We start from the raw sequence: 15020 nt of genomic DNA, 5'->3' as shown, positions 1-15020 counted from the left end.
ATTCACGTGCCGAACAGCCGCGCTCATTAAGGTCACACAGATGGACATGCAATCCCGAATTCGCCAGCTTTTCCAGGCCAGTATCGACACCAAGCAACAGGCGATGGACGTACTTGCACCGCACATCGAGCAAGCCAGCCAGGTCATGGTCAACGCCCTGCTCAATGAAGGCAAAATGCTTTCCTGCGGCAATGGCGGGTCTGCTGGCGATGCCCAGCATTTCTCGTCCGAACTGCTCAACCGCTTTGAGCGCGAGCGCCCGAGTCTGCCAGCCATCGCCCTGACAACCGACAGTTCGACGATCACCTCGATCGCCAACGACTACAGCTACAACGAAATCTTCTCCAAGCAGATCCGCGCACTCGGCCAGCCGGGCGACGTATTACTGGCAATCTCCACCAGCGGTAACTCGGCAAACATAATTCAAGCGATCCAGGCCGCACATGATCGCGAAATGATTGTCGTAGCTTTGACGGGTCGTGACGGTGGCGGCATGGCGTCACTGCTGTTGCCCGAGGACGTCGAGATCCGCGTACCGGCCAACGTCACCGCTCGTATCCAGGAAGTCCACCTGCTGGCGATCCACTGTCTATGCGACTTGATCGACAGCCAATTGTTCGGGAGTGAAGAATGACCCCTAATCGCCTTGGCCTACTGGCCTTGACCCTGTGCCTGGGCATCAGCGGCTGCACCTCGGTGGTAACTGCCAGCCGCGAAGCGCCGATTGAAGATGACCGCGGCACGCGCACACTGGGCAGCAAAATCGACGATTCCCTGATCGACACCAAGGTCGGCGTAAACATTGCCAAGGCTGATCCAGCCCTGGACAAGGACTCGCACATCGTTATTACCAGCTTCAACGGCGTCGTGCTGCTCGCCGGACAAACACCACGCGAAGACCTCAAGGCCAAGGCCGAACAGGCCGCTGCCGCCGTCCAGCGCGTCAAGAAGGTCCACAACGAGCTGCAGGTGCTGGCGCCCTCTTCGCTGCTGGCACGCCAGAACGACACATGGCTGACCACCAAAATCAAGGCCCAGATGCTCACCGATGCGAACATCCCCGGGTCGCGCATCAAGGTCGTGACTGAAAACGGTATTGTCTATCTGCTGGGCCTGCTGACCAAACAGGAAGCCGCACAGGCAACCAGCCTGGTTCAAGGCGTTTCCGGTGTGCAGAAGATCGTGAAGCTGTTCGAGTACATCGACTGAGCTGACTGACCCACACGCGGTGTAGGAACTGCCGAAGGCTGCGATCTTTTGATCCTGAAAGCCAAAATCAAAAGATCGCAGCCTGCGGCAGCTCCTACGTAATAAAAAAGGCGACCCTTCCGGATCGCCTTTTTTATTACTTCACCACCTTCAAACTAGGTCGACCGCTGGGACGCGGCGGCTCGCTGTCGGGTGGCGGAATGTCATCATCCGGCTCGATGTCATCGTCCTCACCCATAGGCGATTCCAGATCGAACACCATGCCCTGGCCATTTTCCCTGGCGTAGATACCCAGGATTGAAGCGATCGGCACATACAAGGTGTGCGGCACACCCCCGAAGCGACCTTCGAAGCTCACAGCCTCGTTGTCCATATGCAGATGGCGCACAGCTTGTGGCGACACGTTCAGGACGATCTGCCCCTCACTGGCAAACCCCTGCGGCACCTGCACCGACGGGTACTCGGAATTGACCAGCATGTGCGGGGTGCAATCGTTGTCAACAATCCACTCATAGAGCGCACGGACCAGATAAGGTCGACTGGAGTTCATAGCGGCTCCTTAAGCCTTAGCGCATGTCGCGTTCGACACCAGACAGACTCGCCTGGAAAGCCTCACGCGCAAACTGGCGCTCCATATAATCAAGCAGCGGCTTGGCTGGCCGCGGCAGTTCAATACCCAGAATCGGCAATCGCCAGAGTATTGGCAATAGGCAGCAATCCACCAGACTTTGTTCCTCACTAAGGAAAAACGGCTTGTCGGCGAACAACGGCGACACGCCCGTCAGGCTTTCACGCAACTCTTTGCGAGCTACGGCACGGGCCGCTTCCTTGGTCCGCGAATCCAGAATCAGATCCACCAGGCCACACCAGTCACGCTGAATACGATGAATCAGCAGTCGGCTGTTGGCACGCGCCACGGGATAAACCGGCAGTAGTGGCGGATGCGGGTAACGCTCATCCAGGTATTCCATCACCACGGTCGACTCCCACAACGCAAGGTCACGATCGACCAGGGTGGGCAAGCTGCCGTAAGGGTTCACTTCAATCAGTTTAGGTGGCTGGCGGCCTGCCTCCACATAAATGATCTCTGCGCTGACACCCTTCTCTGCCAGTACGATGCGCACTCGGTGGGAATAGTGGTCGGCGGGGTCGGAGTAACAGGCCAACCGATTGGTCACGCCCATGGCGGTCCTCCTCGCTTGTAGAAATTATCGGAAGCGGAAAAACGAGCGCGCCCAGAGGGCGCCTCAAATAACGTCTGGATGACCAGGTTCGCTACTCTGAGACGCCCTTGGGCGCGCGCGATTAACAGCAATTGCTTGAAGCGTTATCAGTGCACGTCTTTCCAGTATTCGCGCTTGAGCAGGTAAGCGAATACGAAGAAGAACGCCAGGTACAGCAATACGTAAGTACCAATGCGCTGATGTTGCAGCTTAACCGGGTTAGCCGAGTAAGCCAGGAAGGTTACCAGATTCTTGACCTTCTCATCGAACTGCTCTTCGGTCAAAGCACCGCTTTTCGGCACGATGGTCAGTTGATCGCACGCCTCATGGGTCAGTGGCGTACCGGTCAACGGATCATATTGCTTCTTGCCGTCTTCAACGATCTGAACCTGTTTGCAACCGACGACCTGACGGCCTTGCAGGCCCACCAGGACGTTAGGCATGCCCACGTTCGGGAAAACCTTGTTGTTCACGCCCCAAGGGCGTGACGGATCTTCGTAGAACGATTTCAGGTATCCGTAGAGCCAGTCGGTGCCACGAACACGGGCGACGAGTGTCAGGTCCGGTGGTGCCGCGCCGAACCAGGCCTTGGCGTCCGCCGGCTGCATGCCGACATTCATGTGATCACCGATCTTGGCGCCAGTGAAAACCAGCTTCTCCAACATCAATTCATGGGGAATGCCCAAGTCGTCGGCAACGCGCTCGTAACGCTGGAACTTGGCGCTATGGCAGCCCATGCAGTAGTTGGCGAACGTACGTGCACCGTCCTGCATGGCCGCTTTATCGGAAACGTCGATATCGACTTTTTCCAGCTCCGGGCCACCGTGTTCAGCAGCGAAAGCGAACACTGGCAGCGCAGCAAGCATCAATACAGCAAATAGCTTTTTCATCAGCCAGTCACCCTTTCCGGAACCGGTTTGGTCTTCTCGAGCCTGGTGTAGAACGGCATCAAAATGAAGTAGGCGAAGTACAGGAAGGTACATACCTGCGATAACAACGTACGGCCTGGAGTCGGAGCCAGAACGCCTAGCACACCGAGGATCACGAACGAGATGCAGAATACCCATAGCCAGATCTTGCTCATCCAGCCCTTGTAGCGCATCGACTTGACCGGACTACGGTCGAGCCACGGCAGGACGAACAGCACAGCGATGGCCGCGCCCATGGCGATAACACCCAGGAGCTTGTCCGGAACCGCCCGCAGAATTGCGTAGAACGGCGTGAAGTACCAGACCGGAGCAATGTGCTCTGGGGTCTTGAAGGCGTTCGCCACTTCGAAGTTCGGCTTCTCGAGGAAATAGCCGCCCATCTCGGGGAAGAAGAACACGATCGAGCAAAAGATGAACAGGAACACCACGACACCGACGATATCTTTCACGGTGTAGTAAGGGTGGAAGGCAATGCCGTCCAGCGGGATGCCGTTTTCGTCCTTGTGCTTCTTGATGTCCACGCCGTCAGGGTTGTTCGACCCCACTTCGTGCAACGCGAGGATGTGCAACACCACCAGACCGAGAATCACGATCGGCAAGGCAACCACGTGCAAGGCGAAGAAGCGGTTCAGGGTAATACCGGAAATCAGGTAGTCACCACGGATCCACTGGGTCAGGTCGTTGCCGATGACCGGGATCGCGCCGAACAGCGAGATGATCACCTGGGCACCCCAGTAGGACATCTGGCCCCACGGCAGCAGATAGCCCATGAACGCTTCAGCCATCAGCGCCAGGTAGATCAGCATGCCGAAGACCCACACCAGCTCCCGTGGCTTCTGGTACGACCCGTAGAGCAACCCACGGAACATGTGCAGATAAACCACGATGAAGAACGCCGAAGCGCCGGTGGAGTGCAGAAGACGCAGGATCGAGCCGTACTCGACGTCGCGCATGATGTATTCGACAGAAGCAAAGGCCTCTTCCGCCGACGGGGTGTAACTCATGGTCAGCCAGACACCGGTAACGATCTGGTTGACCAGAACGAGTAGCGCCAGGGAACCAAAAAAATAGAAGAAGTTGAAGTTCTTCGGAGCGTAATACTTGCTGAGATGGTCTTCCCACATCTTGGTGGCGGGAAAGCGCGCATCAACCCAATCCATGAACTTGCTCATCACGCTTTCTCCGTATCGACGCCAACAATAATGATGTCATCGGTCTCATAGGAATGCGGGGGAACTGGCAGGTTCAAAGGCGCAGGTTGCGACTTGTAGACGCGGCCAGCCAGATCGTAATGGGAACCGTGGCAAGGGCAGAAATAACCGCCTACCCAGTCTTTGCCCAGATCAGCAGGTGCCACTTCGGGACGGAATGTCGGCGAACAACCCAGGTGCGTGCAGATACCAATCAGCAGCAGAACCTCGGGCTTGATCGAACGCGTTTCCGGATCAACATAGGTAGGTTGTGTCGAGTTCTTGGAGGTCGGGTCAGACAGCTGGCCCTCGATCTTTTTCAGATTCCCCAGGATTTCCTCGGTACGGCGGACGATGAACACCGGCTGACCGCGCCACTCAGCAATCATCTGCTGGCCTGGCTCGATTTTGCTGACATTCACTTTCACCGGTGCACCTGCGGCTTTCGCCTTGGCACTGGGAAACCATGACCCCACGAACGGGACCGCAGCCCCCACCGCTCCTGCAGCACCCACCACGGATGTGGCTGCTACCAAGAAGCGACGCCGGCCTGCATTCACGCCGTCATTGCTCATTCAGTCCTCTCCCATCAGCTTTGTGGCCTGTTAAATCAGGCATCTACTAAGTAAAACTATGTACTTATAAAAATTTTGCCGAATGGTAATGAAAAGCCCCAATTCTGACAAGGTAATTACCGGAGCCCATCACCCCCGAGCCTTGTAGTATAGGGCGTCTGCGGATGTGGCAAGTTGTCACAGCGCAATTCTTTGATAAATCGCACGCATAAAAAAACGCCCAGCTCCGCGAGGAAACTGGGCGTTCTTTTTTGAACGTGAAAGCGAATTAACGCTTCGAGTACTGCGGACGCTTACGCGCTTTACGCAGACCGACTTTCTTACGTTCAACTTCACGAGCATCGCGGGTTACGAAACCGGCTTTACGCAGGGCGCTGCGCAGAGTCTCGTCGTAATCCATCAGAGCGCGAGTGATACCGTGGCGGATTGCGCCAGCCTGACCACTTACACCACCGCCGATCACGGTGACGTAGATGTCGAATTTCTCGACAGTCTCAGTCAATTCCAGCGGCTGACGAACTACCATGCGGGCAGTTTCGCGGCCGAAGAAATTATCCAGCGAACGGTTGTTGATGGAGATGTTACCAGTACCCGGACGCAGGAAAACGCGTGCGGTTGCGGTCTTGCGACGGCCAGTGCCGTAATTTTGAGTCGCCGACATAATGAACTATTCCGTTAAAACTTCAGTTCTTGGGGCTGCTGAGCAGTATGAGGGTGTACAGCGCCCGCATAGACTTTCAGCTTACGATACATGTCGCGACCCAGCGGGTTCTTAGGCAGCATGCCTTTGACCGCGGTCTCGATCACGCGCTCAGGGGCTTTAGCGATCAGCTTTTCGAAGTTGATCGACTTGATGCCGCCCGGGAAACCGGAGTGGGAGTAGTAGATTTTGTCGGTGGTTTTAGCACCGGTTACACGAATCTGCTCGGCATTGATAACGACGATGTAATCGCCGGTGTCAACGTGAGGAGTGTACTCAGCTTTATGCTTGCCACGCAGACGGCTCGCGATTTCGGTGGCCAGACGACCCAGGGTCTGACCTGCAGCGTCGACGACAAACCAGTCGCGCTGTACTGTTTCCGGTTTAGCAGTAAAAGTTTTCATTCTTTATAGCCTCAGGGGCCGCCCTGTAAATTAGACGGCGGATCTTACTGAATAGTGCGTACTTTGACAAGTCAAAGGCAGCCGGATACAGACGCTTTCGGGGGCTCGGGTCGGCGCGTCCGTTCAACGGCAAGATTCTTCGGCGGCGGCGCATCACTTCCACTGCAGAAAGAGGTGCGCAATTATGCAGATTGCGAAAAATAATTCAACCTGCTTTTATGATTGTTTTGCCCAAGGAGCACCCCGATGGAATATCGCCAGCTAGGCCGGACCAATCTGAACGTGAGTGCCCTCTGCCTCGGAACCATGACCTGGGGCGAGCAAAACAGCGAGGCAGACGCCTTCGCACAGATCGAACGGGCCAAGAGCGCCGGGATCAATTTCATCGACACCGCCGAGATGTACCCGGTGCCACCCAAGGCCGAAACCTACGCCACCACCGAACGTTACATCGGCAATTACTTCAAAAGCCGCGGTGATCGCGCCGACTGGATCCTCGCCAGCAAGATCGCCGGCCCCGGCAATACCATCGATTACATTCGCGACAAGAGCCTTCGGCACAATCGACAGCACATAACGGAAGCTGTCGATGGCAGCCTCAAACGCCTGCAAACCGACTACATCGACCTGTACCAACTGCACTGGCCGGAGCGCAGCACCAATTTCTTCGGCCAGTTGGGCTACAAGCACGTAACCGAAGCGAATCTGACACCACTGGAGGACACGCTCGAAGCGCTGGACGAGCAGGTCAAGGCCGGCAAGATTCGCCACATCGGCCTGTCCAACGAAACACCGTGGGGCACCATGCGCTTCCTCGCCCTGGCCGAAGCCCGTGGCTGGCCGCGCGCAGTGTCGATCCAGAACCCGTACAACCTGCTCAACCGCAGCTTTGAAATCGGTCTGGCGGAAATCGCCATTCGCGAGCAGTGCGGTTTGCTGGCTTACTCGCCGTTGGCGTTTGGCTTCCTTTCGGGTAAATACGAAGGTGGCGCGCGCCCACCGAAGGGCCGCCTGAGCCTCTATAGCCGCTTCAGTCGCTACTTCAACCCGCAGTCGGAAGCGGCGTGCAGCCGCTATGTGGCATTGGCACGGGAGCACGGCCTGGATCCCGCCCAAATGGCGCTGGCCTTTGTCACTCAACAGCCATTCGTGACCAGCAACATCATTGGCGCGACCACGATGGAACAACTGGAGAGCAACATTGCCAGTTTTGATCTGAAACTGTCGGAAGAAGTGCTGGAGGGGATCGAAGCGATTCACAAGGATCATCCGAACCCTGCGCCCTAAGTAAAAAGATCGCAGCCTTCGGCAGCTCCTACAGGGCTCAAACCGATCCTGTCTAGGAGCTGCCGCAGGCTGCGATCTTTTCAGCCATCACATGGATTCAAAGAGATCGCGCAATAATCTCCTTCATGATTTCATTGGTCCCGGCATAAATCCGCTGCACCCGCGCATCCGCCCACGCCCGGGCAATCGGGTATTCCCACATGAACCCATAGCCGCCATGCAGCTGCACGCACTCGTCGAGCACCTTGCATTGCAGGTCGGTGCCCCAGTACTTGGCCATCGCAGCCGTTGGCACATCAAGCTTGCCTTGCAGGTGCAGCTCCAGGCATCGGTCAACGAAGACCCGGCCGATCTGGATTTCTGTCGCCATTTCCGCCAGCTTGAAGCGGGTGTTCTGGAAGTCGGCGATCGACTTGCCGAACGCCTTGCGGTCGCGGGTGTAATCGAGCGTCCATTGCAAACCGGCCTCGGCTGACGCCAGCCCGCCGATGGCCACGGTCAACCGCTCCTGCGGCAACTCCTGCATCAGGTAGGCAAACCCCATTCCGGCTTGGCCGAGCAGGTTTTCCTTAGGCACCCGGACATCCTGAAAGAACAATTCCGAGGTGTCCTGGGCTTTCATGCCGACCTTCTCCAGGCGCTTGCCCTTTTCGAAGCCCGGCGTGCTGGTCTCGACCAGAAACAGACTGGTGCCTTTCGCGCCGGCCTTGGGATCGGTCTTGGCGACAACGATCACCAGGTCCGCCAGATAGCCGTTGGTAATAAAGGTCTTCGAGCCGTTGATCACATATTCATCGCCATCGAGCACTGCGGTGGTTTTCACCCCTTGCAGGTCGGAACCGGCACCCGGCTCGGTCATGGCAATGGCGCTCACCATCTCGCCAGACACCAGTTTCGGCAGGTATTTGTGTTTCAGCGCTTCACTGCCGTAATGCAGGATATACGGCGCAACGATGTCTGAATGCAGAGAGAATCCGATGCCGGTCAAACCCAGACGGCCGACCTCTTCAATCACCACCGCACTGTAAAGAAAGTCGGCCCCCAATCCGCCGTACTCTTCGGGCAAATGCGAGCACAGCATCCCCGCCTCACCCGCCTTGTTCCAGAGTTTGCGATCGATATAGCCCTGCTTTTCCCACTGTCCATGGAACGGCACCGCTTCTTTTTCGAGGAATGTACGCACGCTGTCGCGAAAAAGTTCGTGCTCGGAACTGAACAGTGTTCTAGGGATCATGCAGCACCTTTTTTTTATTTTCAGAAGAAACAGACCTTCAGAGACTAAGCCCCGCGTCCGATACAGGACACTGGACACATCCGACAAAAAATAAGACGATCCAGCCGTCTGGTGACCACTTTCCCCTATAAGAATAAAGTTGAATTATGTCTAACCAAGCCTCCACGCCCTTGCGGCGCGTCAGCATCCTGGCAACCGACCGGGTTTTCGCTACCACCCTCATGACAGCCAAGGATTTCTTCCATCTCGCCAGCCTGCGCTACGGCAAACAGCTGGGTCATGGCTTGACTCCGGCGTTCGAAACGCGACTCGTCAGCCCCGACGGCAAACCGGTGAACAGTTTCAGCGATGTAATGATGCCGGTAGACGGCGCATTGGAAAACGCCGATATCATCGTTCTCCCGGCGTTCTGGGACGACTTCGATTCACTGTGCAAACGTTATCCACAGGTCCTGCCCTGGTTGCGCCAGCAACATGCGCGCGGCGCCGTGTTGTGTGGCGAGGCCACCGGCGTGTTCTGGCTGGCCGAAGCCGGCCTGCTCGACGGCAAGGAGGCGACAACCTACTGGCGCTTCTTCGAAGCTTTTGCCGAACGCTACCCACAGGTTCAGCTCAATCAGGACAAGCACCTGACCGACGCCGACAATCTTTTCTGCGCGGGCGGCACCACCTCCGCATGCGATCTGTACATCTATCTGATCGAGCGTTTCTGTGGCGCCAACGTTTCCCAGGCCGTGGCTCGCGACATTCTCTATGAAGTCCAGCGCAGCTATTCACCAGGGCGGATCGGCTTTGGCGGGCAGAAATTGCATCAAGACGTGATTATCCTGCAGATCCAGCACTGGCTCGAAGAGCATTTTGCCGACAAGTTTCGCTTCGAAGACGTTGCCCGCGAACACGGCATGAGCATTCGCAATTTTATGCGCCGTTTCCAGACCGCCACCGGCGACAAGCCGCTGCATTACCTGCAACGCCTGCGCATCGAAACGGCGAAGGGCTTGCTGTCCGCCAGCCGCAAGAGCATCAAGACCATCAGCTACGAAGTAGGCTACGACGATGCGAGCTTCTTTGCGCGCCTGTTCCGCCAGCATACGGAACTGTCACCGAACCAGTATCGGCAGCAGTTTCAGCAAGCGGCCTAAAAGTTCGCAGCCTACGGCAGCTCCTACCGATGGTGTGTATCTGTAGGAGCTGGCGAAGCCTGCGATCTTTTGATCTTCGGCGCACCACAAAAAAGGCCTGCATGCGCAGGCCTTTTTTACTTTCCGAACACTGTTACGGCTTATGCGCCCGCGCCAGGAATTCGTGGGATTGCATTTCCAGCAGTCGGCTGAGGGTGCGCTGGAATTCGAAATTCAGGCGACCGCCGGTGTAGAGATCTTTAAGCTCGACTTCCGCAGAAATGATCAGTTTCACGTTGCGATCGTAAAACTCGTCGACCATGTTGATGAAACGTCTGGCGATGTCGTCGGTGGTGACGCTCATCTGCTCGACATCGCTAAGCAGCACGGCGTGGAAGATCTTGCCCAGTTCGATGTAATCGTTCTGGCTGCGTGGGCCGTCGCACAGTTCACGAAAGTTGAACCAGGCCACGTCATCGCAGGTGCGCAGGGCACGAATTTCACGGTTTTCGATCATCAGCACGTCATTTTCGACCGCCGCCGTGCATTCCGGGGTCAATGCACGGAAGCTTTTGCGCAGGCTCTCGTTGGCGGCTTCGTCGAGTGGATAGTGGAACAGCTCGGCTTGTTCGAGGTGACGCAGACGATAATCGACGCCGCTGTCGACGTTGACGATCTCGGTGTTCTGCTTGATCAGCGCAATGGCCGGCAGGAAGCGCGCGCGTTGCAGGCCGTCCTTATAGAGACCGTCCGGCACGATGTTCGACGTCGCGACCAGGGTCACACCGTTCTTGAACAGCTCTTCCATCAGGGTGCCAAGGATCATGGCGTCGGTGATGTCGGAAACGAAGAACTCATCGAAGCAGATGACCCGGGCTTCGTTAGAGAAACGCTTGGCGATGATGGTCAGCGGGTTTTTCTCACCGCCCAGGGTCTTCATCTCTTCATGCACACGTTTCATGAAGCGGTGGAAGTGCGTACGAGACTTTTCCTTGAACGGCAACGCTTCGAAGAAGGTGTCGACCAGGTAAGTCTTGCCGCGGCCCACGCCGCCCCAGAAATACAGGCCCTTGACAGGCGCCTGATCCTTTTTGCCAAACAGTTTGCCCAGCAGGCCCGGTTTATTCTGATCGGCGGCGACCAGATCATCGTACAGGCGCTGCAAATGACGCACGGCCGTTTCCTGCGCGGCGTCATGAAAGAATTCCGGGCGTTTCAGATCAGCTTGATATCGTTCTAGGGGCGTCATAATTCGTTAGCAAGGCAACAAAAACGGGCCGTCACTGTAGCGACGGCCCCGAGGAATGGCAATCGGCCCTTGGTCGGACCGCGCCGCTGTTTAGTCCTGAACCGGGGTCAGGGCAATTCGCAGAGCTTCAATGGCAGCGTCGCGAGTGGCGCTGTCAGCAAAGGTCGGGCTATCGGCTACACACTCGCCTTCCAGCCAAACGCTGAAGCTCAGGTCTTCACTGCGCACGTCCAGAGCCTGGCCCGCTTGCAGCTGCTTGGTCACCTGCCCAGCGGTTTTACCGTCGGCAAAGTTGCACGACAGCAGCAGTTGCTCACCATCGGCCGCCAGCAGACGGAAACGGAAACTGCCGTCGTCTTCTCGGAAGCTGACAAAACGCGCCGATTTCGCGGCTTTCTTTTTGGTCGTCGCCGCCACTTGGGTCTGGGCAACAAAGGAACGCAGGCCGACTGCTTCACGCAGCTCGTTAAGGAACGGCGTCGCCACCGCGCGAGCCTTTTTCGCACCGTGTTGCAGCATGTCCTCCAGATCCGCCGGACGCTCGATCAGTTGGTGGTAACGCTCGCGGGACTCGCCCAGATCGTTGTCCAGCAACTGGAACAGTCGGTTCTTCGCCTCACCCCAACCCAGGCCTTGCAACAGCTCGCTGCGGAATTCGTCGGCTTGCGCCGGCGTGGCGAACGCCTGGAACAGGGTGAACAGGTGCGAGTTGTCCGGATCTTTCGCTTCACCCGGCGCGCGGGAGTCGGTGACGATCCGTGAAATCGCGTCCTTCATCTCTTTGGCGCTGCTGAACAGCGGAATGGTGTTGTCGTAGCTCTTCGACATCTTGCGGCCGTCCAGGCCCGGCAACGTGGCGACGCTCTCTTCGATCAACGCCTCGGGCATGGTGAAGAACTCTTTGCCTTGGCCAAACAGGTGATTGAAGCGCTGGCCGATGTCGCGGGCCATTTCCACGTGCTGAATCTGGTCGCGACCGACCGGCACCTTGTGCGCGTTGAACATCAGAATGTCAGCGGCCATCAACACTGGATAGCTGTACAAGCCCATGGTGATGCCGGCGTCCGGGTCTTCGCCGGTCTCGACGTTTTTGTCCACCGAGGCCTTGTAGGCGTGGGCGCGGTTGAGCAGGCCCTTGGCGGCGACGCAGGTCAACAACCAGGTCAGCTCAGGGATTTCGGGAATGTCGGACTGACGATAGAACGTCACGCGGTCCACATCCAGGCCACCTGCAAGCCAGGTCGCGGCGATTTCCAGACGCGAGCGCTGTATGCGCAGCGGGTCATCGCACTTGATCAAGGCGTGGTAGTCGGCCAGGAAGTAGAACGAATCAGCGTTACTGTCGCGGCTGGCGATGATCGCCGGGCGGATGGCTCCGGCGTAGTTGCCCAGGTGCGGCGTGCCGGTGGTGGTGATGCCGGTAAGAATACGGGTACGAGTCGTCATGGGTAATCGCTTGTCAGACTGCAATCAATTCGAAAGGCGCGGCAGGATCAGATCCTTGAGATCGGTCAGCTTGCCATGAAAAAAGTGCCCGCATTCTGCCACTTTCAGCAGCTCATGGGGGCGTTCGAGCTTGTCAGACCATTCGTAAACCAGTTGCGGATCGATCACTTCGTCGGTTTCCGGCTGGATCAGGGTCAGTTCGCCCTGCTGTTGCAGCGGGTTCTGAGCATCGAGGCGCATGACCGCCGGCGCGACCATGAACAGATGCTTGATCGGCTCACCCTTAGCTTCCAGGCGTCCGCCGAGACTTGCTGCAACAAACCCACCGAAGGAAAAACCGAACAGGGTCAGCGGCAATTGCGGATGCCTGGCCCGGAACCACTCGGCTACCGCCTGGGCATCATCGACCTCACCTGTGCCCATATCGTGCGAGCCTTCGCTGGCGCCGACGCCACGGTAGTTGAAACGCAAGGTAATAAAACCGGCATCGCGTGCGGTGCGCTGCAGGGTCGAGACCACTTTATTGAGCATGGTGCCGCCCTGCACCGGGTTCGGATGGCAGATCAGTGCCAGGCCGCGGGGCTGCTCATTATCCAGGTAAAGAGCTTCCAGTTGCCCCACCGGGCCATCAATCACTACAGGGGTTTCACGCATAAGCAAGGAAGGAACTCCGTGACCTCGTATCAGGTCGACTCGTCTAGCAAATTGTCTGTGCCAATTTATTGCGAGTGAATCGCGGTATACAGCGCAGGTTGGAGCCGTTAACGTAAAGCAAAGCCGTTTATAGAGGAAGGACTCGTGGAACACTCGCTCTTAGTTTGGTTGTTACCGACTCTTGCCCTGGTTGTGGGTGTCGCCATTGGGTTCCTGATCGCTCGCCTCGCGCCGAGCGCCGCGCCTAACCGCACGCAGCGTCAGCTGGACGATATTCAGGAACGTTTCGACAGTTATCAGAACGAGGTGGTGACCCACTTCAACAGCACGGCCACACTGGTCAAGAAACTGACTCAGAGCTATCAGGAAGTGCAGGATCATCTCGCCGAGGGCGCCAACCGCCTGGCCCTGGACGAGCAGACCCGCCAACGTCTGCTGGCCTCCCTGCACGCCGACGCAGTGCAGGCACCACGGGAACGCCTGACGCCACCGCGGGATCAGGAGCCGCCTCGCGACTACGCTCCGAAAGCCCCGAACTCGCCGGGTATGCTCGATGAGCATTACGGCCTGAAGAAGTAAGCAAGCTTTCGCGACACAAAAAGCCCCCGGACTTTCACTGGTTCGGGGGCTTTTTTGATTCTGAACCATTACCACCAGCGTCCATGCTGGCCTCTTCGCTGGCAAGCCAGCTTGTATGTTTAGACTTGAAGGGGTGGGTGGGACTAAAGCTCGTCATCTGACTCTGACCAGTACAGACCGTGGGAGACTTCGTCCCACCCCTTCACCTAATGCGCCGATAAGGAATGCATCGGCTCGGACCGACGATAGAAACAAGCCAGCGCAACGGTGAACCCCGACAAGTCTTTAAACCCTAGCTCGGAGGGTGGGCCATGACAATCCTTGATTCGCAGGTGGTCGTTGGTGTGGATGTGGCGAAGGACGAGATCGTTGTCTATCGATCCGACCTGCAAAAACCCCTCAAGGTCGCGAACAAGCGAACAAGCCTGAAGCAATGGCTCAAGACGCTGCCAATGAACAGCGCCATCGCGCTTGAGGCGACCAATATCTATCACCTTGATACAACGGAAATGGCCCATGAAATGGGCCATGACGTTTACGTCATCGATGGCAGTCGCCTCAACAAATACCGCGACGGCATAGGCATGAGGGCGAAAACAGACGCCCTGGATGCCGAACTGCTGGCGCGTTACTTGTGCCGGGAGTCCGACAGGCTGAGGATCTGGAACCCGCCACCGAAGGCTTACACGCAGCTCAAAAGCCTGCTTCGTCGCCGGGCCCAACTGGTCCGGGGCTGTGTCGCACTCAAGCAGAGCTGGAAAAACGAGCCCCTGCTCAAAGAGCAGTTCAACCAGCTTCTGGTCGCCATTGCCCAGTTCGAAAAAACGATTCAGAAAACACTCAAGGAGATTGCCGAGGACGCCGGGATGCAGGATCAGGTGAAGCGCTGCCAGGCCGTCGAGGGTGTCGGGCTGCTGACGGCCACCGCAGCGGCCACGGCGTTTTTGCGTGGGGAGTTTGCAAACAGCGACGAGTACGTCGCCTTCCTCGGCATGGATCCGCGGGTGAGGCAGTCAGGACAAAAGGATCAAAGGCGTCGGCTATCCAAGCGAGGGGACTCTGAGTTTCGGCGCCTGTTTCACAACAGTGCCATGGCCGCCAGCCGCTCGCCGGTCTGGAAACCGTACTACCAGAGCTACCTGGCCAGAGGCCTAAAAGGTACTCAAGCCTTGGTTATCCTGGCACGCAAGCTCGCCAGAGTGATGTTCGCGCTGATGAAA

General features: G+C 57.3%; 17 protein-coding genes. 6 read left to right on the top strand and 11 right to left on the bottom strand.

Going from position 1 to position 15020, the window contains the following annotated elements; genetic code table 11:
- Positions 1-40 precede the first annotated feature (40 nt).
- Together AD668_RS03975 and AD668_RS03970 are read left to right on the top strand one after the other, a co-directional pair.
- Complete coding sequence (locus tag AD668_RS03975) at positions 41-634, top strand: phosphoheptose isomerase (RefSeq protein WP_007904374.1); 594 nt, start codon at positions 41-43, stop codon at positions 632-634.
- Positions 631-1209, top strand: a complete 579-nt coding sequence (locus AD668_RS03970; RefSeq protein ID WP_053154940.1) for a BON domain-containing protein — start codon at positions 631-633, stop codon at positions 1207-1209. The genes AD668_RS03975 and AD668_RS03970 overlap by 4 nt, the downstream gene beginning before the upstream one ends.
- A 136-nt stretch (positions 1210-1345) precedes the next feature.
- Here the strand turns inward: AD668_RS03970 and AD668_RS03965 are convergent, their stop codons facing one another.
- The 7 genes from AD668_RS03965 to rplM form a co-directional block, all read right to left on the bottom strand.
- Positions 1346-1759 carry a ClpXP protease specificity-enhancing factor gene (locus tag AD668_RS03965; RefSeq protein ID WP_053154938.1) on the bottom strand — a complete coding sequence of 138 codons (414 nt, stop codon included), beginning with the start codon at positions 1757-1759 and terminating at the stop codon, positions 1346-1348.
- Between the two features lie 16 nt (positions 1760-1775).
- Positions 1776-2393 (bottom strand): glutathione S-transferase N-terminal domain-containing protein, encoded by a 618-nt coding sequence (locus AD668_RS03960; protein ID WP_007972581.1) that lies wholly within the window; start codon positions 2391-2393, stop codon positions 1776-1778.
- 146 nt (positions 2394-2539) lie between these two features.
- On the bottom strand, positions 2540-3322 hold the full coding sequence (locus AD668_RS03955; RefSeq protein ID WP_053154936.1) for a cytochrome c1: 783 nt from the start codon (positions 3320-3322) through the stop codon (positions 2540-2542).
- Positions 3322-4533 (bottom strand): cytochrome bc complex cytochrome b subunit, encoded by a 1212-nt coding sequence (locus AD668_RS03950; RefSeq protein ID WP_053154935.1) that lies wholly within the window; start codon positions 4531-4533, stop codon positions 3322-3324. Before AD668_RS03950 ends, AD668_RS03955 begins: the two co-directional genes overlap by 1 nt.
- A complete protein-coding gene (petA, locus tag AD668_RS03945; protein ID WP_053154933.1) occupies positions 4533-5126 on the bottom strand; it encodes a ubiquinol-cytochrome c reductase iron-sulfur subunit in 594 nt (197 codons plus the stop codon). The genes AD668_RS03950 and petA overlap by 1 nt, the downstream gene beginning before the upstream one ends.
- A 268-nt stretch (positions 5127-5394) precedes the next feature.
- Entirely contained in the window at positions 5395-5787 is a 393-nt protein-coding gene (rpsI, locus tag AD668_RS03940) for a 30S ribosomal protein S9 (RefSeq protein ID WP_003228056.1), read from the bottom strand.
- 14 nt (positions 5788-5801) lie between these two features.
- Positions 5802-6230: a 50S ribosomal protein L13 gene (gene rplM / locus AD668_RS03935; protein WP_007905295.1), complete on the bottom strand. Its 429-nt coding sequence runs from the start codon at positions 6228-6230 to the stop codon at positions 5802-5804.
- A gap of 246 nt (positions 6231-6476) precedes the next feature.
- On the opposite strand from rplM, the gene AD668_RS03930 reads away from it, so the two are divergent.
- Positions 6477-7517 carry an NADP(H)-dependent aldo-keto reductase gene (locus AD668_RS03930; protein WP_053154931.1) on the top strand — a complete coding sequence of 347 codons (1041 nt, stop codon included), beginning with the start codon at positions 6477-6479 and terminating at the stop codon, positions 7515-7517.
- Positions 7518-7614: 97 nt separating this feature from the next.
- Here the strand turns inward: AD668_RS03930 and AD668_RS03925 are convergent, their stop codons facing one another.
- Positions 7615-8751, bottom strand: a complete 1137-nt coding sequence (locus AD668_RS03925; RefSeq protein WP_053154929.1) for an acyl-CoA dehydrogenase family protein — start codon at positions 8749-8751, stop codon at positions 7615-7617.
- Positions 8752-8972: 221 nt separating this feature from the next.
- On the opposite strand from AD668_RS03925, the gene AD668_RS03920 reads away from it, so the two are divergent.
- Positions 8973-9893: a GlxA family transcriptional regulator gene (locus tag AD668_RS03920; RefSeq protein WP_172681789.1), complete on the top strand. Its 921-nt coding sequence runs from the start codon at positions 8973-8975 to the stop codon at positions 9891-9893.
- A 133-nt stretch (positions 9894-10026) separates the two neighbouring features.
- Here AD668_RS03920 and zapE read toward each other — a convergent pair whose 3' ends face one another.
- The 3 genes from zapE to AD668_RS03905 form a co-directional block, all read right to left on the bottom strand.
- Positions 10027-11121 carry a cell division protein ZapE gene (zapE, locus tag AD668_RS03915; protein WP_053154926.1) on the bottom strand — a complete coding sequence of 365 codons (1095 nt, stop codon included), beginning with the start codon at positions 11119-11121 and terminating at the stop codon, positions 10027-10029.
- A gap of 90 nt (positions 11122-11211) precedes the next feature.
- Positions 11212-12567 (bottom strand): tryptophan--tRNA ligase, encoded by a 1356-nt coding sequence (locus tag AD668_RS03910; protein ID WP_053154924.1) that lies wholly within the window; start codon positions 12565-12567, stop codon positions 11212-11214.
- 24 nt (positions 12568-12591) lie between these two features.
- Complete coding sequence (locus AD668_RS03905) at positions 12592-13221, bottom strand: alpha/beta hydrolase (RefSeq protein ID WP_053154922.1); 630 nt, start codon at positions 13219-13221, stop codon at positions 12592-12594.
- Between the two features lie 144 nt (positions 13222-13365).
- On the opposite strand from AD668_RS03905, the gene AD668_RS03900 reads away from it, so the two are divergent.
- Both AD668_RS03900 and AD668_RS03895 read left to right on the top strand, forming a co-directional pair.
- On the top strand, positions 13366-13800 hold the full coding sequence (locus AD668_RS03900; RefSeq protein ID WP_053154920.1) for a YhcB family protein: 435 nt from the start codon (positions 13366-13368) through the stop codon (positions 13798-13800).
- 311 nt (positions 13801-14111) lie between these two features.
- Positions 14112-15020 (top strand): IS110 family transposase (locus tag AD668_RS03895; protein ID WP_053154918.1); only part of this gene is annotated, 909 nt, incomplete at its 3' end.

The sequence above is a fragment of the Pseudomonas sp. P1.8 genome (assembly GCF_001269805.1).
In the GTDB taxonomy this organism is placed as follows: Bacteria; Pseudomonadota; Gammaproteobacteria; order Pseudomonadales; family Pseudomonadaceae; genus Aquipseudomonas.
The sequence above is the reverse complement of the archived record's forward strand: the minus strand, read 5'-3'. Positions and strand labels throughout refer to the sequence as shown.

Coding starts and splice junctions, on each gene's coding strand:
- AD668_RS03975 (WP_007904374.1), top strand. CDS start 41: ATGGACATGCAATCCCGAATTCGCCAGCTTTTCCAGGCCAGTATCGAC.
- rpsI (WP_003228056.1), bottom strand. CDS start 5,787: ATGTCGGCGACTCAAAATTACGGCACTGGCCGTCGCAAGACCGCAACC.
- zapE (WP_053154926.1), bottom strand. CDS start 11,121: ATGACGCCCCTAGAACGATATCAAGCTGATCTGAAACGCCCGGAATTC.
- AD668_RS03910 (WP_053154924.1), bottom strand. CDS start 12,567: ATGACGACTCGTACCCGTATTCTTACCGGCATCACCACCACCGGCACG.
- AD668_RS03905 (WP_053154922.1), bottom strand. CDS start 13,221: ATGCGTGAAACCCCTGTAGTGATTGATGGCCCGGTGGGGCAACTGGAA.
- AD668_RS03925 (WP_053154929.1), bottom strand. CDS start 8,751: ATGATCCCTAGAACACTGTTCAGTTCCGAGCACGAACTTTTTCGCGAC.
- AD668_RS03930 (WP_053154931.1), top strand. CDS start 6,477: ATGGAATATCGCCAGCTAGGCCGGACCAATCTGAACGTGAGTGCCCTC.
- AD668_RS03950 (WP_053154935.1), bottom strand. CDS start 4,533: ATGAGCAAGTTCATGGATTGGGTTGATGCGCGCTTTCCCGCCACCAAG.
- AD668_RS03970 (WP_053154940.1), top strand. CDS start 631: ATGACCCCTAATCGCCTTGGCCTACTGGCCTTGACCCTGTGCCTGGGC.
- rplM (WP_007905295.1), bottom strand. CDS start 6,230: ATGAAAACTTTTACTGCTAAACCGGAAACAGTACAGCGCGACTGGTTT.
- AD668_RS03960 (WP_007972581.1), bottom strand. CDS start 2,393: ATGGGCGTGACCAATCGGTTGGCCTGTTACTCCGACCCCGCCGACCAC.
- petA (WP_053154933.1), bottom strand. CDS start 5,126: ATGAGCAATGACGGCGTGAATGCAGGCCGGCGTCGCTTCTTGGTAGCA.
- AD668_RS03920 (WP_172681789.1), top strand. CDS start 8,973: ATGACAGCCAAGGATTTCTTCCATCTCGCCAGCCTGCGCTACGGCAAA.
- AD668_RS03955 (WP_053154936.1), bottom strand. CDS start 3,322: ATGAAAAAGCTATTTGCTGTATTGATGCTTGCTGCGCTGCCAGTGTTC.
- AD668_RS03965 (WP_053154938.1), bottom strand. CDS start 1,759: ATGAACTCCAGTCGACCTTATCTGGTCCGTGCGCTCTATGAGTGGATT.